A 24,596-nucleotide genomic window follows, 5' to 3' on the forward strand; every position below is an offset into this window, starting at 1 on the left:
GTGCAGGGCTCCAAGCGCGCCCTGACCGGATGGCGGGTTGACAGGGGGTGGCAACCCGCCCGGCACGCGCTGAATAGCCGGCAGGTTTGCGATTGGACTTTGTTCGCCGGGCTCATGAATGGAAACGTCCTTCCCTTTCCCGCACGCGGGGAAAGGGAAAGAGCGCCAGCGCCTTCGCACATGACGAACGCCATCCGCTCGGCTAGATTGCCCTCACAAAAACAAGACGAATTGTCCGGGAGGGCAGGCGTGCACCAGGGACGTGTCGTTTTCGGCGCGATCGAGGAGGTCGTGTTCGGCCATCCTGCAACTGAGGCCATCGTCGCGCAGATGGACCGGCTGGGAACGCGCCGCGCCTTCCTGATGGTTTCGGGCACGCTGAACCGGCAGACCGACGAAATCGAGAAGATCAAGCAGGCTTTGGGCTCCCGCTGCGCCGGCCTGTTCGATGCCATGCCGGCGCACACGCCGCGCGAGGCGGTGATCGCGGCAACCAACGCGGCGCGCGGGGCCGGCGCCGATCTGATCGTCACGGTGGGCGGCGGCTCGATCACCGACGGCGCCAAGGCGGTGCAGCTTTGCCTCGCCAACGGCATCGACGATATCGACGGCATCGAGCGGATCCGCGTGCACAAGGGCGTCGCACCGGAGATGACGGCGCCAACCGTGCGCCAGGTTAGCGTGCCCACCACGATCGCCGGCGGCGAATTCAGCGCGATCGCGGGCGTCACCGACCGAGCTGCGCATGTGAAGCAGATGCTGCGGCATCCGCTCGCCGTGCCGCGCGCGACCATCCTCGATCCCGCGATCACCGTGCACACCCCGGAATGGCTGTTCCTGTCGACCGGCATCCGCGCCATCGACCATTGCGTCGAGGCGATCTGCTCGCGCGAGACGCATCCCTATGCCGACGCGCAAGCGGTGAAGGGCCTCGCCATGCTCGCCGACGCGCTGCCGCGGGTGAAAGCCGACCCCGCCGATCTCGACGCGCGGATGGACGCGCAGATCGGCACCTGGCTGTCGATGGGCGCGCTCGCGGCCGGCGTTCCCATGGGCGCGAGCCACGGCATCGGCTACGTGCTGGGCGCGGCCTTCGACGTGCCGCACGGCTACACGTCCTGCATCATGCTGCCGGCGGTGATGCGCTGGAATGCGAGCGCCAATGCCGAGCGGCAGATGATCGTCGCGGCCGCCATGGGCTTTCCCGGCCACGACGCTGCCGACGTGCTCGATGCCTTCATCCGCTCGCTGGGCATGCCGCGCAGCCTCACCGAGGTGCAGGTGTCGCCGCAGCATTTCGACGCCATCGCCGAGCAGGCGATGCGCACCAACTGGATCCCGCGTAACCCGCGCAAGATCGAAGGCCCGGCGCAGGTGCGCGAAATCCTGCTTCTCGCCGCATAAATCAAAGCCGGAGGATAGATGTACCCAGGTCAGCATGCCCGCCTACGCCCGCTGCAGCCCGCCTTCATCATGGCGGCCACAGGCGAGGCCGTCACCTATCGCGAGCTCGATGCGCGCAGCAACCGGCTGGCCCACCTGTTCCGCAAGCACGGCTTGAAGCGGCTCGACCACTACTCGATCTTCATGGAGAACAATTCGCGCTATCTGGAGGCCTGCGGCGCCGGCGAACGCTCCGGGCTGTACTACACCTGCATCAACTCGTTCCTGACGCCGGGCGAGCTCGCCTATCTGCTGGTCAACAGCCAGTCCAAGATCCTGATCACCTCGGTGGCGAAGCTCGACATCGCCCGCGAGGCGATCAAGGCCTGCCCCGACATCAAGCTCTGCATCGTCGCCGACGGCCCCGGCGAGAGCGAGCGCATCGTCGGACTTGCGGACGTCACCGCGGAGATGTCGGCAACATCGATCGCGGATGAGTGGCTCGGCACCGCCATGCTCTATTCGTCCGGCACGACGGGACGGCCGAAAGGCATTCTGCGGCCGCTGCCGGAGGAGCCGCCGAAGCATAATCTGCCGCTGTTCGATTTCCTCACCAAGCTCTGGCACTACCGCGAGGGCATGGTCTACCTCTCGCCTGCCCCGCTCTATCACTCGGCGCCGCAGGCGGCCGTGAACCTCACGGTCCGCATGGGCGGCACCGTGATCATCATGGAGAGTTTCGATCCCGAGCGTTACCTCGAACTCGTCCAGCGGTGGGGCATCACCCACACCCAGCTGGTGCCGACCATGTTCTCGCGCATGCTGAAGTTGCCGGCGGAGGTGCGCGGCCGCTACGACCTGTCCTCGCTGGAGATCGCGATCCACGCCGCCGCGCCCTGCCCGGCGCTGGTCAAGGACGACATCATCAAATGGTGGGGGCCGATCATTCACGAATATTACGGCGCGACGGAGGGCCTCGGCTTTACCGCCTGCAACAGCGAGGAATGGCTTAGCCACCGCGGCACCGTCGGCAAGGTGCTGCTCGGCGATCTCCACATCCTCGACGAGAACATGCGGGAATGTCCGACCGGCACGCCCGGCCAGGTCTGGTTCAAGACCGCCTCGCCGTTCGAATATTTCAACGATCCGGAGAAGACCAGGGAGGCGCGCTCGGCCGACGGCAGCATGAGCACGGTCGGCGATGTCGGCTATGTCGACGCCGACCGCTTCCTCTACCTCACCGATCGCGCCACCTTCATGATCATCTCCGGTGGCGTGAACATCTACCCGCAGGAATGCGAGAATTTGCTGATCACCCATCCGAAGGTCGCCGACGCCGCGGTGTTCGGCGTGCCCAATCCCGATCTCGGCGAAGAGGTGAAGGCGGTGGTGCAGCCGATGCCTGATGTCGTGCCGGGCGAGGCGCTCGCCGAAGAGCTGATCGCATTCTGCGCAAAATCGCTGTCGCGACAGAAGGTGCCGCGCTCGGTCGATTTCGAGAAGGAATTGCCGCGGCTGCCGACGGGGAAGTTGTACAAGCGCCTGCTGCGGGACCGGTATTGGGGAAACAAGGCGTCGAGGATCGTGTGAGGGCGTCGCTCCACTCGCGGGCGATATGCGCGAGACGCGTCCAAACAAATGGTGTCGTCCCGGGGCGCGACGAAGTCGCGAACCCGGGATCCATAACCACAGGGAATAGTCGTAGGGCGAGCAGGTCACCCCGAGTCTTCGCCAAACGTCTCCCTGTGGCTATGGGTCCCGGAGCTGCGCTTCGCTTGTCCGGGACGACAGTGAGTTCGTTGATTCTGCATCGCGCAACATCACCGCAGGAACCATCTCTTCGCACCTGCACTCTCACATCGTGAGCATGATAACCTGCGGCCTTCCGTCATCCGAATTGTCGAGGCGGCATGCGGCCTTACCGGTTGCCTCCCTCAACTCGCGTGCTATCGTCGCGACAAACAGGCCGCAAGGGCCAAAAAGACTGATGTCCAGGGAGGATGAGCATGCGGAGCGTGTGGGCGCTCGCCGCAATGGCGGCGCTATCTGTGCTGACGGCCTCAACCACCACGCTCGCCGGCGAGCCCAAGCAGGGCGGCGTCCTGCGAATGTATCACCGCGACAGCCCGGCCAACGCATCGATCCTCGAGGGCGCGACCTATTCGGTCAACGTGCCGTTCATGGGCGTCTTCAATAATCTCGTCATTTACGACCAGCACATCGCGCAGAACAGCCCTGATACCCTCCGGCCCGAGCTGGCCGAAAGCTGGTCCTGGGGCAACGACAACAAGAAGCTGACATTCAAGCTGCGCCAGGGTGTCAAATGGCATGACGGCAAGCCGTTCACATCGGCCGACGTCAAATGCACCTTCGATCTCCTGATGGGCAAATCGCAGCAGAAGCTTCGGCAAAATCCGCGCAAGGCCTGGTACAATGAAGTCAACGAGATCACGACGAGTGGCGATTTCGAGGTCTCCTTCGACCTGAAGCGGCCACAGCCGTCGCTGCTGGCGATGCTGGCGTCAGGCTATACGCCGATCTATCCCTGCCACGTCTCGCCCGCGGACATGCGCACCCATCCGGTCGGTACCGGACCGTTCAAGTTCGTCGAGTTCAAGGCCAATGAATCGATCAAGCTGACGCGAAATCCGGACTATTGGAAGAAGGGCCTGCCCTATCTCGACGGCATCGAGTACACGATCATCACGAACCGATCGACCGCGATCCTCGCTTTCGTCGCCGGAAAGTTCGACATGACCTTCCCGACGCACATCACGATCCCGCTCCTGAAGGACATCAAGTCGCAGGCGCCGAACGCGACTTGCGTCGTCGAGCCGACCAACGTTTCGACCAACATCATCGTCAATTCGACCTCCGCGCCGTTCGACAACATCGATATTCGCCGCGCGATGGCGATGGCACTCGACCGCAAGGCGTTCGTCGATATCCTGTTCGAAGGCCAGGCCGACATCGGCGGCACCATGCTGCCACTGCCTCAAGGCGTCTGGGGCATGCCCAAGGACAAGCTCGAGACCATTCCGGGCTATGGCCGGGACGTGAACGCGAACCGCGAGGAAGCGAAGAAACTGATGCAGAAGGCGGGCTACGGCCCCGACAAGCACCTCGCGGTGAAGGTCTCGACGCGCAATCTCGCGGAATATCGCGACCCCGCCGTGATCCTGATCGACCAGCTCAAGAGCATCTATATCGACGGCGAGCTCGACGTCGTCGAAACCGCGAACTGGTTCCCGAAAGTCGCGCGCAAGGACTACATGCTCGGCCTCAATCTGACCGGCAATTCCGTCGACGATCCCGACCAGTCCTTCTACGAAAACTATTCCTGCGGCTCGGAGCGGAACTACACCAATTACTGCAACAAGGAGATCGAGAAGCTGTTCGACGTGCAATCGCAGGAGACCGACACCAGCAAGCGCAAGCCGCTGGTCTGGGATATCGACAAGAAGCTGCAGGAGGATGTCGCCCGTCCGATCATCTTCCATGCACGGGCCGGCACCTGCTGGCAGCCCTACGTCAAGGGCATCACGATCATGTCGAACAGCTCCTATAACGGCTTTCGCTACGAGGACGCGTGGCTCGACAAGTAGCGCGGCAGGCTGGAGAGTAGCGGCTCGCGGAGGGCGAAGGATGTTTGCCTATCTGGTGCGACGCCTGTTCCTGATGCTCGTGACCCTGTTCGGGATCTCGATCGTCATCTTCCTCCTGCTGCGCATCGTGCCCGGCAACATCGTCGACATCCTGTTCGCCGCGGCCGGCTATGTCGATCCCGCCGACAAGGCCAACCTGGAGAAGGAGCTCGGCATCGACCAGCCGCTGATCGTGCAGTATTGGCACTGGATCAGCGGTTTTCTGCGCGGCGACTTTGGTTACTCCTACGTCTCCGAGAAGCCGGCGCTCCAGGAGATCCTGCCGCGGATCCCGATCACGGCGCGGCTCGCCGGCCTTGCGCTGTTGTTCTCGGTCTCGATTGGCATTCCGCTCGGCGTCATCAGCGCGGTGAAGCAAGGCACGCGGCTGGATTACGCCTTGCGCGTCGTCAGCTTGAGCGGCTTGTCGCTGCCCTCGTTTTGGCTCGGCCTGCTCATCCTCACGGCGTCGGTGGCGATGTTCGGCCAGATGCCGATCTTCAATCCGAATCCGCAGACCTGGCTCGAGGCGTTCGCAACCTATGCCGTGCCCGCCGCCGCCGTCGGCTTCCGCAGCGCGGCGCTGACCATGCGCATCACGCGGTCCTCGATGCTGGAGGTGCTGCGGCAGGACTACATCCGCACCGCGCGCGCCAAGGGCGCCTCCGATGCCGCCGTGAACTATCAGCACGCGCTGAAGAACGCGATCCTGCCCGTCATCACCGTGATCGGCATCGAGGCGGCGTTCCTGATCGGCGGCCTGATCGTCACCGAGACGGTGTTCAACATCCCCGGCGTCGCCCGCTTCCTGGTCGAGGCGATCCGCTGGCGCGACTATCCGATCGTGCAGAACCTCGTGATGCTGATCGCCGTCGTGGTGGTGAGTGCGAATTTCATCGTCGACATGCTCTACGCCGTGTTCGATCCGCGCATCAGGTACACGGATTAGCCGCATGACCTTCTCTCACACAGTATGTGCGCTCTCCTTCACCTCTCCCCGCCTGCGGGGAGAGGTCGGATTGCGCAGCAATCCGGGTGAGGGGGAGTCTCCGCGAGTCCAACTCCCACCTCCCCCGCGGAGAGCCCCCCTCACCCCTACCCTCTCCCCGCAGGCGGGGAGAGGGGGAAGATAGAGTTCACATGGCCGCGATCGACTATGACGTTGAACTGAGACGCGCCGGCGCCTATGCGACCGGAGGCTGGCGCCGCGTGCTGTATCTGGCACAGCGGCATGTGCTGGGCGCCGCTGGCCTCGTCATCATGACCGTGTTCGTGTTCACCGCCATCTTCGCCGATTTCATCGCGCGCTATGATCCCCTGTCGATCGATTCGGCCCGCGCTCTGGCCCGCCCGAGCCTGACGCACTGGATGGGAACGGACTCCTTCGGCCGCGACGTGTTCAGCCGCATCATCCACGGCGCGCGGATCTCGCTTGCGGTCGGGATCGGCTCGACCGCGCTCGGCGGCACGATCGGCGTCATCGTCGGCCTGACCTCCGGCTATCTCTCCGGCTGGGTCGATCTCGTGTTCCAGCGCGTCTCCGACGTCCTCCAGGCGCTGCCGCTGCTGGTGCTGGCGCTGGTGATGACGGCGGCACTCGGCCCGTCGCTGCCGAACGTGATCATTGCGATTGCCATTCCGCTGATCCCGACGGTCGCGCGCGTCATCCGTGCCAACACGCTGGCGCTGCGCGAACTCCCCTTTATCGAAGCCGCCAAGTCGATCGGCATGAGCGAAGTGCGCATCGCGCTCCGCCACGTACTGCCGAACACGCTGGCGCCGCTGATCGTGCTTGCGACCGCGCAGCTGGGCTCGACCATCCTGACGGAAGCTTCCCTCTCCTTCCTCGGCCTCGGCATTCCCGAGCCTTATCCGTCTTGGGGCCGCATGCTCTCCGAGTCCGCCGCCGAATATGTCCGCACCGCGCCGTGGCTGGTGATCTTCCCGGGCATTGCGATCAGCCTCGCCGTGTTCGGCGCCAACCTGTTCGGCGACGCCCTGCGCGACATCCTGGATCCGAGGCAGCGCGGCTGATGACGGACAAATCCAACCTTGTGCTCGAAGTGAAGAACCTGAAAACGGTGTTCTTCACCAATTCCGGTTTGTTCAAAGCCGTCGACGACCTCTCCTTTACCGTGAAGCGCGGCGAGACGCTGGCGATCGTCGGCGAATCCGGCTGCGGCAAGAGCGTAACGGCGCTGTCGCTGATGCGGCTGGTGCCCGATCCGCCCGGCCGCATCGTCGGCGGCTCGATTTCGCTCGAAGGCACCGACCTGCTGGCGCTGGATGAGGCGGAGATGCGTGCCGTCAGGGGCAACCGCATCTCCATGATCTTCCAGGAGCCGATGACCTCGCTCAATCCGGTGATGCGGATCGGCGACCAGATCGTCGAGGCGGTGCGGCTGCACCGGAACATCCCGGCCAAGGAAGCCCGGAATATCGCCGTGGAGATGCTGCGCCTGGTGCGCATTCCCGAGCCGGCGCGACGCGCGAAGGAATATCCGCATCAACTCTCCGGCGGCATGCGCCAGCGCGCGATGATCGCGATGGCGCTGGCCTGCCGGCCGGCGCTGCTGATCGCGGACGAGCCGACCACCGCGCTCGACGTCACCATCCAGGCGCAGATCCTGGCGCTTATCCTCGACCTGCAGAAGGAGCTCGGCACCGGGCTCGTGCTGATCACGCATGATCTCGGCGTGGTCGCGCAGACCGCGCAACGCGTGATCGTGATGTATGCGGGCCGAAAGGTCGAGGAAGCCAGCGTCGAAGCGCTGTTCGCCGCGCCAAAACATCCCTATACGCGCGGGCTGATGGCGTCGATCCCGGCCGTGCCGGCGGCCGGCGTCCCGGCGCAGGCTCGGCTCAATGAAATTCCCGGCACCGTGCCGTCGCTGGTGCGGCTGCCGAAGGGCTGCGCCTTCGCACCGCGCTGCAAGCTCGCAATCAAGCGCTGCGAGGCCGAGTATCCGCCGCTGGCGGATTGGGGCGGCGGACATCTTGCAGCCTGCTGGCGTGCGGCTGAAGTCGCGGAGGTGGCATGAGCGAAGTTCTGCTCGAAGTCACCAACCTCAAGAAGCACTACCCGGTGCGCGCCGGCGTATTGCGCAGGCAAGTCGGCACCGTGCACTCGGTCGACGGCGTCTCGTTCTCGGTTCATGCCGGCGAGACGCTCGGGCTCGTCGGCGAATCCGGTTGCGGCAAGTCGACGGTGGCGCGTAGCGTGTTGCGGCTGGTCGAGCCGACCTCGGGCCAGATCCGGCTCGACGGCGAGGACATCACCCATCTGTCCAAGGCGGCACTGCGCCCGCACCGGCGTTCGATGCAGATCGTCTTCCAGGACCCGTTCGCCTCGCTCAATCCGCGCATGACCGCCGGCGACATCGTCGGCGAGCCGCTGGCGGTGCACGGGCTCGCCAGCGGCAAGGCGCTGGATGCGCGGGTCGCAACGCTGTTCGAGCAGGTGGGCTTGCGAGCCGACCAGATGCACAACTTCCCGCATCAATTCTCCGGCGGCCAGCGCCAGCGCATCTGCATCGCGCGCGCGCTCGCACTCGAGCCGCGCCTGATCGTCTGCGACGAGCCGGTGTCCGCGCTCGACGTGTCGATCCAGGCGCAGGTGATCAATCTGCTGATCGACCTGCAGCGCCAGCACGGCTTCTCCTACCTCTTCATCGCCCACGATCTCGCCGTGGTCGCTCATATCAGCCATCGCGTCGCCGTGATGTATCTCGGCCGCATCGTCGAGATCGCAGGCAAGGACGAGCTGTTTCGCAATCCCAGGCATCCCTACACGCAAGCGCTGCTCGCCTCGGTGCCGGTTGCCAACCCGCTGGCGAAGAAGCTCGCGCCGCTGGTCGACGGGGATGTGCCGAGCCCGGTCAATCCGCCGCCCGGATGCGCGTTTCACACCCGCTGCCGATATGCGATGGAGCGTTGCAAGACCGAGCGACCGGCGCTGCTGGACGCGGGCGACGGGCATCAGGTCGCGTGTCTGCTCAATGAGGGCACGGGGCGGAGCCAGTTGGCGCCAACGACCTGATTACCGGCCACGCCGCCAAGGCGGCAGCGACATGCTTGAGCGTGTGGCCCGAGACGATGTGCCCTGTCGCTTCGAAAATGAGCGCGTCACCGAATTCGAAAAGCTTCGCCAGCACATAAAAGAAGATCACGCCACCGAGCGGCACGCCGAGCGCGCCAGGCCGCGGCCGCGTCAACGCCAGTCCCACGGCAAGTGCCATGCCGCCGAACTGCACGACCACCCATGGCGTGAGATTCTCGCGCGCCACCCAGGCAGCTAACAGGCCGGCCATCATCATCAGGACCAGCACCGCCTCGCCGGCACGCACGCTGATGCGTTCACTGGCTGCGATGCCCAGAAAGCCCGCGAACGCCACCGCCATACCGAGACGATCGGCCACAAGGCGTTGCGGCATGTCGGGGTCCAGGTGATAGAAGCCAGATCCCAGGCAGGTGAGGATCAGGCCGACGAAAAGCCAACTTGCACCCACAGGCGCATCATGGCGGGCGCGCAGCCGCTCCGAACCCCAGACGCCCATCGCGAGAAAGGCGAGATTGCTCAGCACATCGCCGGCGTTGGGCACACCGAGCCAGGTGCGACTGTCGACGAAGTGCGGGACGTGCCAAGCGGCGGCGGGCAGCGCGGGAGCGAGGAGTACCGACAGCGTCAGAACGCTGAGGGCCCCAATCAGGTATCTCTCGCGGAGTTGTGGGGCGGCGAACGAGAAGCGTCGGGATACCGACGGGAGCGTCGGATTGGTCGCTTGGGCGGGATCATTTGGGCGCAACATGCCGGCTCCAAAATTGAACAATGTTCAATATATGTAGCCCGAAAATGAAAACCGTTCAAATTGAATTTCCCCCTTGCGCCAGTACGCAATTAAGCAACTGAAATAATAGGGAATTTTTACCGCACGCGAGGTGCCGTAGGGCGGCAAAGCGGAGCCTGCCGACGATGCCGCTCCACCACTTTTGAACATCGATGGCGGGCACGGCACTTTGCGCCTTTGCCCCGTTCGTTGCGCTAACCTGCCCCGATCTCGGCGACGATCCTGCCCGTCGTCACCTGCTCGCCTTCGGCGACGTCGATCGCCGCCACCACGCCGTCGACGCCGGCCTTGTGGACGTGCTCCATCTTCATCGCTTCCAGCGTCAGCACCGGTTGGCCGGCTTTGACACGGTCACCCGGCTTGACCAGCACGGCGACGACGCGTCCGTTCATGGCGGCGCGCACCTTGCCGTCACCGCCGTTGGCTGCGGCGGCCTTCGGCGCGGCGAGGGTGAGATCGGTGACCGCGAGCGGGATGCCGCGGTGCTGGAGGTAGAGCCGGTCGCCGTCGCGCAAGAACTTTGCGCTGTCCATCACGCCATCGTGGCGGAAGCGGACGGCGTCGGAATCGAGTTGGTCGATCTCGAACTTGTCTTGCCGGCCGTCGGCGGCGACAGTGTAACTACCATCGCGCTCGCGCGTGACTTCGAGTTCGTATGTCTGACCGGCGATCTCGATTTTCGCTGGCAACGGAAAGGTGGCGGCGAGGCTCCGCCCGCCCTGCCATGACGGTGTGCGCGGGTTGGTGACGTAGAGCAGCAGGCTCGCCAGCGCCATGTCGAATGCCGCGTTCGCGCGCGGTGCCAGCAACTCGTCGCGATGCGCGCCGATGAAGGCTGTCGTCGCCTCACCCTTGGCAAAGCCGGGATGACGCAGGCAGGACATCAGGAACGCCTGATTAGTCGTCACGCCGAAAGCCGTGAGCTGCTCAAGGCCGACGACCAGCCGCCCCCTCGCCTCCTCGCGCGTGGCGCCATGGCTGATCACCTTGGCGATCATGGAATCGTAGAACGGCGGGATCTCCGAACCCGATAGCAGCGCGTGCTCGACGCGGATGCCATCAGGCACCTGCCAGCGCGCCATGCGGCCCGACTGCGGCATGAAGTCGTGCCCGGCATCCTCCGAGCAGAGCCGCACCTCGATGGCATGGCCGGAGAACTTGATGTCCTGCTGCTTCACCGGCAATTGCTCGCCACGCGCGACGCGCAGCTGCAGCTCGACCAGATCGAGCCCGGTGATCGCCTCCGTCACGGGATGCTCGACCTGGAGACGCGTGTTCATCTCCATGAAGTAGAACGCGCCGCTCGCATCGAGCAGGAATTCCAGCGTGCCGGCGCCCTCGTAACGCAGCGCCTTCACCGCCGATACCGCGACCTCGCCCATTTTCGCGCGCAACTCCGGCGTCACGGCGGGCGACGGTGCCTCCTCGATCAGCTTCTGGTGCCGCCGCTGCACCGAACAGTCGCGCTCGCCGAGATGGATGGCGTTGCCGTGGCTGTCGCCGAACACCTGGATTTCGATGTGGCGCGGGTTCTGGATCGCGCGCTCGAGGATGACGGTGGGATCGCCGAACGCCGCTTTCGCCTCCGATCGCGCGCTGCGCAGGGCATCAGGGAACGAGGCCGCGTCGATGACGAGCCGCATGCCACGACCGCCGCCGCCGGCGACCGCCTTGATCATCACGGGGAAGCCGATCTTTTTGGCCTCCGCGAGCATGACCTCGTCACCCTGCTCGGCGCCCTGATAGCCGGGCACGCAGGGAACGCCGGCCTTCTTCATGATCTCCTTGGCGCCGGCCTTGTTGCCCATCGCCTCGATCGCCTGCGGCGAGGGACCGATGAAGACGAGACCCGCATCCTTGCAGGCTTGCGCAAAATCCTCGTTCTCGGCGAGGAAGCCATAGCCGGGATGAACGGCATCTGCGCCGCTCGCTCTCGCCGCGGCGATGATCGCGGGGATGTTGAGATAGGATTGCGCCGGCAGGGCTTCGCCGATGCGCACGGCCTGGTCGGCCTGTTGCACGTGGAGTGCGTCGCGATCCGCATCCGAATAGACCGCGACGACGCCGAGGCCCAGCTGTCGCGCGCTGCGCATCACGCGCAGTGCGATCTCGCCACGATTGGCGACCAGGACCCTGAAGAACGGCCGGTGCTGCACTGATCCGTTCCTCATGGGCGGGCCACCGAAAACTGCATGCGCTGGGGCGTCCGTGCGTCACCCTCGCGGCAGATCGCGAGCACTTCGGAGAGGACCGCGCGGGTGTCGCGCGGGTCAATCACGCCGTCGTCGAGCACGCGGGCGCTGGTGGAGAACACGTCCATCTGGCCGTCGAACACACCGATGATTTGCGCCTTCATCGCGTCGAGTTTTTCCTTTTCGACCGGCTTTCCGCGCCTCGCGGCAGCCGCTTCCGTCACGATAGCCATTGTCTCGGCCGCCTGCTCGCCGCCCATCACGGCGGTCTTGGCGTTGGGCCAGGAGAAGCAGAAACGCGGATGGAAGCCGCGGCCGCACATGCCGTAATTGCCGGCGCCGAACGAGGCGCCGCAATAGATGGTGATCTGCGGCACCGTCGCCGAGGTCACTGCCTGGATCATCTTCGAGCCGTGCTTGATCATGCCGGCTTCTTCGTAGGCTTTGCCGACCATGTAGCCGGTGGTATTGTTGAGATAGAGGATCGGCGTGCGGGTCTGGCAGCACGCCTGGATGAAATGCGTCGCCTTGTTGGCGCCGGCGGGATCGAGCGGCCCGTTGTTGGTGATGATGCCGATCGCCTGTCCTTCGATGCGGGCGTGGCCGCAGACGGTGGCCGGACCGTAATTCGGCGCCATCTCGGTGAAATCGGAATCGTCGACGATGCGTGCGATCACCTGCTTCATGTCGACGGAGCGCTTATGGTCCATCGGCATGATGCCGAGCAGCTCGTCCTGGTCGTAGCGCGGCGGCTTGAATTCCGATGCTGTCCTGCCCGGGCGTTCCCATTGCAGCGCCGCCATGATCTCGCGCGCGATACGCAACGCGTCGCGATCGTCTTCGGCGAGATAGTCGCCGAGACCGGAGACCTGCGTGTGCATCTCGGCACCGCCGAGCTCTTCCTCGGTCGCGATCTCACCGGTCGCGGCCTTCAGCAGCGGCGGCCCGGCGAGGAAGGCGCGGGTACGGCCGCGCACCATGACGATGTAGTCGGACAGGCCGGTCTGATAGGCGCCGCCAGCGGTGGATGAGCCGTGCGTGACGGTGACGACGGGCAGTCCTGCCGCGGAGAGCCGCGCGAGATTGCGAAAGATGTTGCCGCCGCGGACAAAATCCTCGACGCGGTAGCGCAAGAGGTTGGCGCCGGCGCTTTCGACCAGTTGCACATAGGGCAGCTTGTTCTCCAGCGCGAGCTCCTGCACCCGCAGCGTCTTGTCGAGGCCGTAAGGCTGCAGCGCGCCGGCATCGATGCCGGAATCGCTGGCGCTCACCATGCAGCGGATGCCCGAGACGAAGCCGATGCCGCCGATGACGCCGCCGCCGGGCACGCTCTTGGTCGCGTCCGGTACATCGAACATGTAGCCGGCGAGCGTCGACAGCTCGATGAAAGGCGCACCGGGATCGAGCACCAGCGCGACGCGCTCGCGCGGCAACAACTGCCCGCGCTTGTGAAAGCGATCCTTGGCTGCGGCCGACGCCGCGCGGGTGCGCTCTTCCAGCGCGCGCATGCGGTCGATGAGGCCGAGCATGCCGTCGCGGTTGGCGTGGTAGGCGGCGCTGCCGGGGGAAATGGTGTTTTCGATGGTAGACATTAGTGCTCCTGCCCGTCATTCCGGGGCGCGCGGAGCGCGAGCCCGGAATCCATACTCCCGATCGTGGCTATGGATTCCGGGCATGGCCTTCGGCCATCCCGGAATGACGGAGTGTGGCTTACCTGTTCGTCCCAAAGATCTTCCGCGCCTCGGCGGGGCTCGCGATCTCGCGGCCGGCACGGCGGGCGCAGGCAGCGACGGCTTCGATCAGCTGGCCGTTCGACGTCACCTTCTTGCCGTCGGCGAGATAGAAGGTGTCCTCGAGACCGGTGCGCAGATGGCCGCCGAGCTCGGCGCAGCGCTGGTGCAGCGGCCAGATTTCCTCGCGGCCGATCGCGGTGACCTGAAAATGCGCCTCGGGACGCTTCAGCTTGATCAGGATCGGCAGCAGCTCCGGGTCCGAAGGCATTCCCGAAGCGACGCCCATCACAAAATTATATTCGAGCGGTCCCTTGTACATGCCGACCTGGGTGTACATGCCGACGCAGCGGACGATGCCGACGTCGAAGCATTCGAACTCGGGGATGGTGCCGACCGCATTCATGACGTCGAGATAGTCCTTCACCTTCTCGACCGCGTTGTCGAACATCATCGGTGGCCAGGCCCAGGTGTTGTCGGCCTTGACCTTCAGATAATTCAGCGAGCCGGCATTGCAGGCGGCGATCTCCGGTTTGGTCTCGCGGATGCAGTCGAGCGCGCCGGAGTAGTTCGGTCCTGACACGCCCGAGGTGTGATTGATGATCACGCCGGGACAGGCTTCGCGGATCGCCTGCTGGATCTCCCTGCTGACGCTCACCTCCCAGGACGGCAGATGTCCCTTGCCCGGCGCCTGCTGGCGCAGGTGGATGTGCATGACGGACGCACCGGCATCGAACGCAGCCCTGGCTTCGCGCGCCATCTGCTCGGGCGTCACGGGGACATTGTGCTGCTTCGGGTCGGTGAGCACGCCGTTCAGCGCGCAGGTGATGACGGCCTTGTCGCTCATGCCTTGGATGTCTCGCACGTTGAGAATTCAACGTTGGCGATCATGGGATGGGCGGCATGCGGCTTCTTGCGCGGAGAAGCTGGAAAACACGACGAATTCGTAGGGTGGGCAAAGCGAAGCGTGCCCACCATCTTTGCCAGTTGCCGAGAGGTGGTGGGCACGGCGCAAGAGCGCCTTTGCCCACCCTACGAGAGCGAGCCTAACTCGCCTCCGCGAGCCGCACCGTCTCCGTGCTGCGATAGATCGCAAGGTCGCGCGAGCCGACGAAGATCGCGCGCGGCTTCAATCCGTAGAAGCGGCGGATTGAATGGCTGAAATGCGTCGAGTCGGGATAGCCGATGTCCTGCGCGAGATGGGCGAGGTTGAGGTCCTGGTTGGCGAAGTGCAGCAAATGCCGCGCGCGCTTCCAGGCGCGGAAGGAGCGGAAGGAGATGCCGGTCTCCTCCTTGAACAGATGCAGGAAGCGCGAGGCCGAGAGCCCCGCCTCCGCCGCGCAGGTATCGGCCGTCACCGGCTCGCCCGAGAAACGCTCGATGCGGGCGACCGCCCGGGTCACGCGCGGATCGAGCACGCGGCGGGCGAGCGCCTCGCCAAAGCACATCTCGTCGAATTCGGCGGTGGTGATGTCGCCATAGCGGCGCTGGCGCAGCAACGCGTAAGCGGCGAGGATCTTGCGGGCATAGAGAGCCTTGTCCGGCCCTCGCAGCCGCTCGGCCAAAGCCTCGATCACGCCATCCGGCATGCTTTCCGGCTCCAGCGTCACGCTGATCACGGTGCGATAGTCGCTGGCGATGGTGTGGCGCTGGTTCGGCAGGGTCACGATCAATTCGTCCGACGTGTGGACGTCGTCGATCGTCAGATGCAGGCTGCCTTTCACCGCGACGTAGATATGGCAGCAGCCGGGGGTCCGCTTGCGAGGGCGGCCGAGCAGCCCGGCATAGAATACCCGCTCCGGCGTGATCAGCATCAGATGGTCGGATTCGCGACCTTTATCTTCCATTGGGATCCTCCTCGCGCGGCTCTCTGGCCGCTGCGGACGGAGGTCACCTTAGCGGAAATTTGGGCGCTGTCACGACGGGATAGCGCTGTCAAAAGACACAGCGAGTCGTTCCGGGGCGGTCGATAGGACCGAACCTCAGGTGCGCAATTGCGCACCGGGGAACCTCGAGATTCTCAGGTGCGCAACGGCGCACCATAGTCGATGCTCCGCATCGCCCGGAATGACGCGTCCTTACGCCCTCACGCGCGGTGCAACATTCTGCTCGGCGCCAGCCTTCTGTTCCGCAGCAACCGCACGCTTGAAACCGTCCCGCTGCTGCAGGCGCGCCCAATAGGCTGCGACATTTGGCCCAAAATCCTTGGCGAGCCCGATATTGTCGGCCAGCCGAAGCGCATAACCGATGACAATGTCAGCGGCGGTGAAGCGGCCGGCGCACAATGTTTCGGCATTGGCCGTCGCTGCCTCGACGGCGCGCAACCGGCCCAGGAACCATTTTGCATAGTCGCCGGCGACCTGCGGATTGCGCCGCTCCTCCGGCTCGAGCTGGGTGTATCGGAGCACCAGCGTCTGCGGGAAGGTTAACGTGGCGTCGCTGAAATACATCCAGTTCAGGAACGCGCCATAGGCGGGATCTTCCGGGCCGACCATCAGGGGCGTCGGGCCGTGCTTGATGCCGAGATAGTGGCAGATGCCGGAGGATTCGGTCATCTTCGTCTCGCCGTCGACCATGAAGGGAATCGTGCCGAGCGGATTGAGCGCCAGATATTCCTTGGCGAAGACCCGCGGCGGGAACGGCAGCATCTTCAGCTCATACGGCAGCCCCATCTCTTCCAGCATCCAGAGCGGACGGAACGAGCGCGCGGCGTCGCAATGATAGAGCGTGATCATCAAGAGCTTCCTTTGCTGCCGGGCAGCGTGCCCATCATCTTGCACAAGACCATCAGCATGACCTCGTCGGCACCGCCGCCGATCGAGGTCAGGCGGCTGTCGCGATAGGCGCGGCTGACCGGCGTCTCGTTGGTAAAGCCCATTCCGCCCCAATATTGCAAGCAGGCGTCGGTGAGCTCGCGGCCGAGCCGGCCGGCCTTCAGCTTGGCCATGGTCGCAAGCTTGGTCACGTCCCCGCCTGCGACCAGCTGCTCGGCGGCGCGATAGATCAGCGCGCGCAGCAGCTCGACCTCGGTCTGCATCTCCGCCAGCTTGAAGTGCACGACCTGGTTGTCGAGGATGCTCTGGCCGAAGGCCTTGCGGTTGCGGGTATATTCGATGGTCTGATCGATAATGTATTCATGCGCCTTAAGACAAGCCGCCGCGCCCCAGAGCCGCTCCTCCTGGAATTGGATCATCTGGTAGGTAAAGCCCTTGCCCTCCTCGCCGATCCGGTTGCGCTTGGGCACACGGACATTGTCGAAGAAGATCTGTGCGGTGTCGGATGAGCGCATGCCCATCTTGTCGAGTTTTCGCGCGACAGTGACACCCTTGGCCTTCATGGGCACGCAGATCAGCGACTTGTTGCGATGAACGGGCCCATCGCCGGTGTTGGCGAGCAGGCAGATCCAGTCGGCCTGGGTGCCGTTGGTGATCCACATCTTGCCGCCGGTGATCACGTAGTCATCGCCGTCGGAGCGTGCCTGGGTCTTGATCGAGGCGACGTCGGAGCCTGCGCCCGGCTCGGAGACCCCGATGCAGGCGACGAAGTCTCCCGAGACCGAGGGCGCGAGAAACTCGCGGCGCACCTCGTCCGAGCCGAACCGCGCCAGCGCCGGCGTCGCCATGTCGGTCTGCACCCCGATCGCCATAGGCACGCCGCCGCAGGTGATGGCGCCCAGCTCCTCCGCCATCATCAGCGCATAGGAGTAGTCGAGGCCGGAGCCGCCGAACTCCACGGGCTTGTTCAGGCCGAGGAAGCCGAGGCTGCCCATCTTCTTGAACAGCTCGTGCGCCGGGAAGATGTCGGCCTTCTCCCAGTCATCGACATGAGGGTTGATCTCATTGGCGATGAACTTTTGCAGGGAACGGCGGATGTCGTCGTGGTCGGCGGTGAATAGCATTTTGTCCTCTCGTCATTCCGGGGCATCGCGCAGCGATGAACCCGGAATCCATTTCTCTACGGAGTCTGGAGCCCGATGGATTCTCAGGTGCGCAATTGCGCACCATAGCTCGACGCTTCGCGTCGCCCCGGAATGACGGCGTCCGTCACAACCCCATCTGCCGGCTGGCCAGATCCTTCATGATCTCCTCGGTGCCGCCGCCGATGGCGTTGACCTTGACCTCGCGGTAGATGCGTTCGGCCTTGATGCCGCGCATGAAACCGGCGCCGCCGAAAATCTGTACGGCTTCCGAGGCGCAGAACGCCATTGTCTGCGTCGCCTGGTTCTTCATCATGCAGATTTCCGCGACCGGGCTCTCGCCCTGCTCGAGCCGCCACGCCAGCATTTCCAGCATCGCCTGACTTGCGGCGACCTTCTGCGCCATGTCCACGATCTTGTGACGGATCACCTGATGCTGCGCGAGCGGCTTGCCAAAAGACTTGCGCTCCCTGGCGTAGGCGACGGCCTCGTCGAGGCAGACCCGGGCGAAGGCGGTGCAGCCGGCCGCCATGCCCATGCGCTCGCTGTTGAAATTCTGCATGATGATCTTGAAGCCCTGGCCCTCCTCGCCGATCAGGTTTTCGGTCGGCACGCGGCATTCGTCGAAATGCAGCGTCGCCGTGTCGGATGCCCACCAGCCCATCTTCTTAAGCTTGGTCCTGGACAGGCCGGGCGTGTCGCCCTCGATCAGGAGCAGGCTGACTCCACCGGCACCTTCCCCGCCCGTGCGCACAGCAACGGTCAGATAGTCGGCGCGCATCCCCGAGGTGATGAAGGTCTTCTCACCGCTCACGACGTAGTGATCGCCGTCACGTCGCGCCCTTGTGGCGAGGTTCGCGACATCGGAGCCGCCGCCCGGCTCGGTGATCGCGAGCGCGGAGATCTTGTCGCCTGACAGCACCTGCGGCAGCACGCGTGCCCTCACCTCCGGCCGCGCTGCCCGCGCGATCGGCGGCGAGCCGATGGTGTGGCTCATCAGGCTGGCGCTGACGCCTCCGGCGCCCGCCCGCGCCAATTCCTGGCTCGCCACGATCTTCATGAACTGGTCGGCGGCGATCCCGCCATATTCCTCAGGGAATCCCAGCCCCAACAGACCGATCCCGGCCGCCTTGCGATAGAGCTCGCGGGGGAATTCGCCGGCCTCGTCCCACTCATGGGCGAACGGGGAGATCTCCTTCTCGACGAAGCGGCGCATCATTTCGCGGAAGGCATCGTGCTCGGCGGTATAGAACGGGCTCTTCATCGCAGTCTCGCCTCGCGGACGGATTCGTCTCGTTCACCATGGCCGGAACATCGGCGGCTCACTTGCGCAGAGTGGCTGACCGAAGAACCACTGCGGCGCAGGCCATGGCCTAGCAACTCAACGCAAGACGATTTTGACCCCTCGCGCGCCAACTCCAAGTCAAAAAAGACGTCGATGCACCAACTCCGGCTGGTCCCCAGGACCACGCCGGGCATGGTGCACGGCAATACGGATGCAGGCGGCAAAGACCGCCGATGGAGGAATTCTTGGCCGTTCGTTACTACGACTGGATCATTCATCATGGCCGCCGCACGCCTGACAAGGTCGCGGTGATCGACCTCGCGAGCGAGCGCCGCTTCACTTATGCGCAGCTTGACGCCCGAGTCTCGCGCCTCGCCTCTTTCCTGCGCCACACGCTGAACGTCGCACGCGGCGACCGTGTCGCGGTGCTGGCGCTGAACACGACCGATACGCTGGAGGTCCAGTTCGCCTGCGGCCGCCTCGGCGCGATCTTCGTGCCGCTGAACACCCGCCTCACCGTTCCCGAGCTTCAGTTCATCACCGGCGATTGCGCGCCGAAGGTGATGATCCACGACACCGATCTCGCCGAGACGGGGCTTGCCGTCGCAAAGCTGTGCGGCATCGCGACCAGCCTGCTGCTCGGACCCGGCGGGTCCTATGAGGCCGGCATCGCCGGCGCAAAGGCGCTCGAGGCGATCGAGCAGGTCACGCTCGATGACGTCTCGACCATCATGTACACGTCGGGCACGACAGGACATCCGAAGGGCGCGACCATCACCCATGGCATGACCTTCTGGAATTGCGTCAATCTCGGCGGTCCCGCCTGTATCGGACCGTCCTCGGTTCTGCTCACCGTGCTGCCGCTGTTCCACACCGGCGGGCTGAATTGCTACACCAATCCCGTGCTGCATGCCGGCGGCACCGTGATGATCATGCGCGCGTTCGATCCCGGTACCGCGCTCGGCCTGATCAACGATCCCGCACAGGGCATCAACGTGTTCTTCGGCGTGCCCGCGATCTACCAGTTCATGGCGCAACACCCCGCTTTCCCAACGACCGATCTCGGCCGGCTGATCGTCGGAGGCGTCGGCGGCGCGGCGATGCCGGTACCGCTCTTGAAAGTCTGGGAGGCGCGCGGCGTCGCGCTTCAGCAGGGTTACGGCATGACCGAGACCTCGCCGGCCGTGCTGGTGCTCGACCGCGAGGATGCGGCGCGCAAGGCCGGCTCCGCCGGCAAGCCCGTGCTGCACACCGAAGTGCGCATCGTGCGCCCCGACGGCAGCGATGCAGATGTCGGCGAGCTCGGTGAGCTCTGGGTCAAGGGGCCGAACATCACCCCGGGCTACTGGAACAGGCCGGAGGCGAACAAGACCTCCTTCACCGACGGCTGGCTGCACACCGGTGACGCGACGCGCGTCGACGAAGAGGGCTTCTACTACATCGTCGACCGCTGGAAGGACATGTACATCTCCGGCGGCGAGAACGTCTATCCGGCCGAGGTCGAGAACGTCCTGCACCAGCTCGCGGCCGTCGCCGAGGCCGCCGTGATCGGCATTTCCGATCCGCAATGGGGCGAAGTGGGCCTGGCCATCGTCGCGGTCAAGTCGGGCCAAAAGCTGACCGACGCCGATGTCTTCGCGCATTGCGCGGCCAATCTGGCGCGCTTCAAATGTCCACGCCAGATCCGCTTCGTCGACGCGCTGCCCCGCAACGCCACGGGCAAGATCCACAAGCCGACCTTGCGCAAGGAGTTCTCGGTGGCCTCCGAAGTCGACAGGAAAGTCGCCAACGCCTGACCCAAGCGCCCCTCGCGGGCGCTTTTTCTTTTTGAAGTGCCTGCCCTACCCAACAAGAAACCCCAAGGAATTTCCATGAAGAACAAGAAACTCGTCCTGCTCGCCGCGGCAACTGCCCTGACATTGCTCTCCACCCAGGGTGCTTTCGCGCAGAAGAAATACGACACCGGCGCCAGCGACACCGAGATCAAGATCGGCAATGTCGAGGCCTATTCCGGTCCCGCTTCCGCCTACGGCATCATCGGCAAGACCGAGGAGGCCTACTTCAAGATGGTCAACGATCAGGGCGGCATCAACGGCCGCAAGATCAACTGGATCTCCTACGATGACGGCTATTCGCCGCCCAAGACCGTGGAGCAGGTCCGCAAGCTGATCGAGAGCGACGAGGTGTTCCTGATCTTCAACGCGCTGGGCACCCCGACCCAGACCGCTGTGCAGAAATATCACAATGCCAAGAAGGTGCCGCAGCTGTTCCTCGCCACCGGCGCCAGCAAGTGGAACGACCCGAAGAATTTTCCCTGGACCATGGGCTTCCAGCCCAGCTATCGGGTCGAGGCCCAGATCTTCGCCAAGTACATTCTGAAGGAGAAGCCGGACGCGAAGGTCGCGATCTTCTATGCCAACGACGATTTCGGCAAGGACTACGTCGCCGGCATCAAGGACGTGTTCGGTGACAAGGCATCGAAGCTGATCGTGGCCGAAGAGAGCTACGAGACGTCGGAACCGTCGATCGACGCCCATATCGTCAAGCTCAAGGGCACCGGCGCCGATGTTTTCGTGAACATCGCCACCCCCAAATTCGCGGCGCAGGCCATCAAGAAGATCGCGGAGCTGGAATGGAAGCCGATGCATTTGATGACCGACGTCTCGGTGTCGATCGGCGCGGTAATGAAGCCAGCCGGCATCGAGGCATCTGAAGGCGTGCTGTCGGCCGGCTATCTGAAGGACGCCTCCGATCCGCAGTGGAAGGACGACGAGGGCATGAAGAAGTTCATGACCTTCATCGACAAGTACATGCCCGGCGCGAACATTTCGGACGCCAATCTGGTTTACGCCTACGCCGCGGCCCAGACGATGGTGCAGGTGCTGAAGCAGTCGGGCGACAACCTGACCCGAGAGAACGTGATGAAGCAGGCCGCCAGTCTCAAGGACTTCGTCCCCGACACGCTGATCCCGGGGATCAAGATCAACACCTCGGCCACGGACTTCGCGCCGATCGAGCAGCTCAAGATGTGGCGCTTCAAGAAGGGTCAGTGGGAACTGTTCGGCGATATCATCAGCGCCGAAACCGGAGGCTAGCTCGACGCCGGCCAACCTCGTCTGACCAAAGCGCGATGCGATCAGGATGGATCGTCATCGCGCTTCAGGTCGTGGTTTGAGCATGGTCTTCTCGGAAAACCCGCCAGGCACTTTTCCGGATCAGGCTCTAGGCTGAAATTGAAGCTCCGGCATCCTGGCTCACCTCGATGGATGCCACGGAAAGACCAAGGCGGCGGGAATCGCCAATCCCCCTCAACTCGGGGCAGGACCATGCCAGGATGGCGATGCCCGAGGGCGGCAGATCGAGGTCCATCGTATAGCTATCAGGGCCGATTGCGATCGCGGAGGCATCAACGTGCACGCCGTCGAGATAGAAATGCACACCGATCTCGCGCAGCGGCGCGCGCAAGGCGGGACTTCGGATCCGAACGGTGTTGCGGCCCGCGCCCCCCTGGATGCGAACGGCGGCCTGGGGCTCGCTCCAGCGGAAGGTGTGCCCCGCTGACGATTCGAGGGCATGGAATCCGGCTTGCCCGAGAACGCGATCTCCCAGGAATTTCACCGCCGGCCCGGCATGGCCGCGAATGCGACGAATGCATTCGAGCCGCTGCAGATGGATCAGCGAGGCGATGTAGCGTCTCATCCATCGCGCGATCGCTTCGCTCGATCCGATCATCGTCAGCGCGCGCAGACCGAAATGCGATTGCAGGACGGCCAGGCGCGCGGCGAAGCGCGCCGGAAGATCGCCGCACAGAGCCAGTGCACCCCAATGCCAGAAGGCGCGCAGTTTTTCCCCAGGCGGCCTCCAGCCGCGGCCTGCAAAGCAGTAATGCAGGAGCGCATTCGACGCAGCGCGGGCGAGCGATACGTCGAATCCGGCCCATTCGACCCATTCGACTGGAACTTCGAGCAGCTCGCTGCCGGGCTCGCGGCGCGCCTCGCTGAGATATCGGATCTCGCCCTCGACGAAATCGAGCGTGAAGGTCTTGAGCTCGCCGATTTCGCCGATGTAATAATGATGGAAGCGCGCCTCCTCCAGATAACCGATGGCGTGACCTCTCGCGTGATAGGCCGCGGCCAGCACCCATTCAGCAAAATGGCCGAGCTCCTCGCGCAGGCCTCCGCATTCCCAATAGACGTCACGCCGCGTCACGAAGCACTGATCGAGCACCTTGCGCCAGGGATGCTGCTTCATGCCGAATTCGATGTCGGCCTGGTACATTGTGGCCTCGGCTTCCGAGAGCCTGTTATGGCAAATCGGCACCGAGCGGCAGGAGAAGGCGGCCCAGTCGGGATGCGCGTCGATCGCGCGGATGCACAGCTCGATTACTTCGGGCTCGGGCCAGCAATGCGACTCCGTGAAGAACAGATAACTGCCGCGGGCCTTGGCGGCGCCAAATGCGCAGAGCCCGATGTCGTGATCCGAAGCGGTGAATTCCAGGCGCGCCTGGTCGCCAGCCAGCACCTTCAGCTCCTCGCGCGCGGCGAAGTCCGGCGGCACCACCAGGATGATTTCGTAAAGCGATCTATCTGCGGTCTGCGACGTCCAACCGAGCCAGGACAGCTCCCATTGCCCGCGGTGATATTCGAGCGGGATGATGATGGAGAACAGCGGAGATTCGCCGATGCATGGGGCGCGCGCGTTCTGCATACCCCCTTATAGACGCAGGCAACGCCATTCCGGATTCTTTCTTGCGGACTATACCGACAGAAACAGTGCGAAGGATTCTTCCACCGTGCGGCGCAGATGCTTTCCGTACAACGCATGGTTGGCGTCGCCGGGCCCGACCCTCCCCAGCGACGGCTTCGGGACGTTCCGGAGCGGTACGTAGGCGATCGGTGCTGCGATCGGCGTGAGCTGTGAACCAGGCCCCGCGCGGAGCGTCGAGATGATGCCGTACATCTCGCCGGCGACCGTCGGCCGCGACACCGTGATCACGCGGTGCTGGCCGTGCTTGATGATGACGAGGTAGATGAAGCCTGACTGATGCGGGACGGCGACCTCGCCGGTATGCTCGTAGGCGGTATCGGTGCGATCGCCCTCCCGAAAGACCAGCGAAGACACCTTCGGCTCCCAGACGATCTCGGTGCGGTAAGCGAAGATCGCGTCCTTGTCGCCGAACGACGGCCGCAGCGTGATGTAGACGTCCTCGAGCCAGGTCACGGCGCGATGCGCATAGGAGCCGAGACTGTCGGGAGCGACATCGTTGGCGGCCTGAGGCGCCGCCACGACGGGGCCCTTGCGCAAAGAGACGCCCAGCGCCTGCTCCAGCCGGACCGTCGTCGCCAGCGTAAACGGCCGCCGGCCGCCGAGCACCTTCTCCAGCGTCGACAGGCTGAGCTTGGCCTGCTCGGCCAGCGTCTGCCGGGAGATCCGGCGTCTGGCGAGCTCCTCGCGAATGGTCTCGGCGATCTCGCGGCTCTGCTCGTCCGAAAGCTGCTTGTCGGTGAGTTTATCCTGCATCTGCATCGCTAACCCTGCTCCAGCACGGCCATTCTAGCAGGGCGGACAAACCAGCACAAAACCGCACATGGGCGCCCCA

At 64.5% G+C, this 24,596-nt stretch carries 19 protein-coding genes; 9 read left to right on the top strand and 10 right to left on the bottom strand.

Features of this window, described 5'->3' with window-relative positions:
* The first annotated feature begins 249 nt into the window (after positions 1 to 249).
* The 7 genes from CIT37_RS39325 (at position 250) to CIT37_RS39355 (ending at position 9,066) form a co-directional block, all read left to right on the top strand.
* Positions 250 to 1,404: an iron-containing alcohol dehydrogenase gene (locus CIT37_RS39325; protein ID WP_161966294.1), complete on the top strand. Its 1,155-nt coding sequence runs from the start codon at positions 250 to 252 to the stop codon at positions 1,402 to 1,404.
* Between the two features lie 18 nt (positions 1,405 to 1,422).
* Positions 1,423 to 2,973 carry an AMP-binding protein gene (locus CIT37_RS39330; RefSeq protein ID WP_095424989.1) on the top strand — a complete coding sequence of 517 codons (1,551 nt, stop codon included), beginning with the start codon at positions 1,423 to 1,425 and terminating at the stop codon, positions 2,971 to 2,973.
* A gap of 416 nt (positions 2,974 to 3,389) precedes the next feature.
* Positions 3,390 to 4,988, top strand: a complete 1,599-nt coding sequence (locus CIT37_RS39335; RefSeq protein WP_028139689.1) for an ABC transporter substrate-binding protein — start codon at positions 3,390 to 3,392, stop codon at positions 4,986 to 4,988.
* A 40-nt stretch (positions 4,989 to 5,028) separates the two neighbouring features.
* Positions 5,029 to 5,976, top strand: coding sequence for an ABC transporter permease (locus tag CIT37_RS39340; protein ID WP_028139688.1), 948 nt, complete (start codon positions 5,029 to 5,031; stop codon positions 5,974 to 5,976).
* A 191-nt stretch (positions 5,977 to 6,167) separates the two neighbouring features.
* Positions 6,168 to 7,061, top strand: a complete 894-nt coding sequence (locus CIT37_RS39345) for an ABC transporter permease (protein WP_095424986.1) — start codon at positions 6,168 to 6,170, stop codon at positions 7,059 to 7,061.
* Positions 7,061 to 8,068, top strand: a complete 1,008-nt coding sequence (locus CIT37_RS39350) for an ABC transporter ATP-binding protein (RefSeq protein ID WP_038946824.1) — start codon at positions 7,061 to 7,063, stop codon at positions 8,066 to 8,068. The genes CIT37_RS39345 and CIT37_RS39350 overlap by 1 nt, the downstream gene beginning before the upstream one ends.
* Positions 8,065 to 9,066, top strand: a complete 1,002-nt coding sequence (locus CIT37_RS39355) for an ABC transporter ATP-binding protein (RefSeq protein ID WP_095424985.1) — start codon at positions 8,065 to 8,067, stop codon at positions 9,064 to 9,066. The genes CIT37_RS39350 and CIT37_RS39355 overlap by 4 nt, the downstream gene beginning before the upstream one ends.
* Here the strand turns inward: CIT37_RS39355 and CIT37_RS39360 are convergent.
* The 8 genes from CIT37_RS39360 to CIT37_RS39395 all read right to left on the bottom strand — a co-directional run bounded on the left by CIT37_RS39360 (position 9,023) and on the right by CIT37_RS39395 (position 18,976).
* A complete protein-coding gene (locus CIT37_RS39360; RefSeq protein WP_095424988.1) occupies positions 9,023 to 9,835 on the bottom strand; it encodes a hypothetical protein in 813 nt (270 codons plus the stop codon). The genes CIT37_RS39355 and CIT37_RS39360 overlap by 44 nt on opposite strands.
* A gap of 233 nt (positions 9,836 to 10,068) precedes the next feature.
* Positions 10,069 to 12,045 carry an acetyl-CoA carboxylase biotin carboxylase subunit gene (locus CIT37_RS39365; protein WP_038970721.1) on the bottom strand — a complete coding sequence of 659 codons (1,977 nt, stop codon included), beginning with the start codon at positions 12,043 to 12,045 and terminating at the stop codon, positions 10,069 to 10,071.
* The gene (locus tag CIT37_RS39370; RefSeq protein ID WP_038970720.1) at positions 12,042 to 13,658 is read right to left on the bottom strand and encodes an acyl-CoA carboxylase subunit beta; all 1,617 of its coding nucleotides are present in this window, start codon (positions 13,656 to 13,658) and stop codon (positions 12,042 to 12,044) included. Before CIT37_RS39370 ends, CIT37_RS39365 begins: the two co-directional genes overlap by 4 nt.
* A 118-nt stretch (positions 13,659 to 13,776) precedes the next feature.
* On the bottom strand, positions 13,777 to 14,643 hold the full coding sequence (locus tag CIT37_RS39375) for a beta-keto acid cleavage family enzyme (RefSeq protein ID WP_028139681.1): 867 nt from the start codon (positions 14,641 to 14,643) through the stop codon (positions 13,777 to 13,779).
* 199 nt (positions 14,644 to 14,842) lie between these two features.
* Positions 14,843 to 15,643: a helix-turn-helix domain-containing protein gene (locus tag CIT37_RS39380; protein ID WP_028139680.1), complete on the bottom strand. Its 801-nt coding sequence runs from the start codon at positions 15,641 to 15,643 to the stop codon at positions 14,843 to 14,845.
* Positions 15,644 to 15,874: 231 nt separating this feature from the next.
* A complete protein-coding gene (locus tag CIT37_RS39385) occupies positions 15,875 to 16,531 on the bottom strand; it encodes a glutathione S-transferase family protein (RefSeq protein ID WP_028139679.1) in 657 nt (218 codons plus the stop codon).
* The gene (locus CIT37_RS39390) at positions 16,531 to 17,694 is read right to left on the bottom strand and encodes an acyl-CoA dehydrogenase family protein (RefSeq protein WP_038970718.1); all 1,164 of its coding nucleotides are present in this window, start codon (positions 17,692 to 17,694) and stop codon (positions 16,531 to 16,533) included. Before CIT37_RS39390 ends, CIT37_RS39385 begins: the two co-directional genes overlap by 1 nt.
* 145 nt (positions 17,695 to 17,839) lie before the next feature.
* Positions 17,840 to 18,976 carry an acyl-CoA dehydrogenase family protein gene (locus CIT37_RS39395; protein ID WP_095424984.1) on the bottom strand — a complete coding sequence of 379 codons (1,137 nt, stop codon included), beginning with the start codon at positions 18,974 to 18,976 and terminating at the stop codon, positions 17,840 to 17,842.
* A 266-nt stretch (positions 18,977 to 19,242) separates the two neighbouring features.
* Between CIT37_RS39395 and CIT37_RS39400 the strand changes: the two genes are divergently transcribed.
* A complete protein-coding gene (locus CIT37_RS39400; protein ID WP_038970716.1) occupies positions 19,243 to 20,793 on the top strand; it encodes an acyl-CoA synthetase in 1,551 nt (516 codons plus the stop codon).
* A 75-nt stretch (positions 20,794 to 20,868) separates the two neighbouring features.
* Entirely contained in the window at positions 20,869 to 22,092 is a 1,224-nt protein-coding gene (locus CIT37_RS39405) for an ABC transporter substrate-binding protein (protein WP_038970713.1), read from the top strand.
* 127 nt (positions 22,093 to 22,219) lie between these two features.
* On the opposite strand, the gene CIT37_RS39410 is transcribed toward CIT37_RS39405, so the two are convergent.
* The gene (locus CIT37_RS39410; RefSeq protein ID WP_095424983.1) at positions 22,220 to 23,704 is read right to left on the bottom strand and encodes a glycosyltransferase family 2 protein; all 1,485 of its coding nucleotides are present in this window, start codon (positions 23,702 to 23,704) and stop codon (positions 22,220 to 22,222) included.
* A gap of 48 nt (positions 23,705 to 23,752) precedes the next feature.
* The gene (locus tag CIT37_RS39415; RefSeq protein ID WP_038970711.1) at positions 23,753 to 24,523 is read right to left on the bottom strand and encodes a helix-turn-helix domain-containing protein; all 771 of its coding nucleotides are present in this window, start codon (positions 24,521 to 24,523) and stop codon (positions 23,753 to 23,755) included.
* Positions 24,524 to 24,596: the final 73 nt, after the last annotated feature.

The organism is Bradyrhizobium ottawaense (genome assembly GCF_002278135.3).
Classification (GTDB): domain Bacteria; phylum Pseudomonadota; class Alphaproteobacteria; order Rhizobiales; family Xanthobacteraceae; genus Bradyrhizobium; species Bradyrhizobium ottawaense.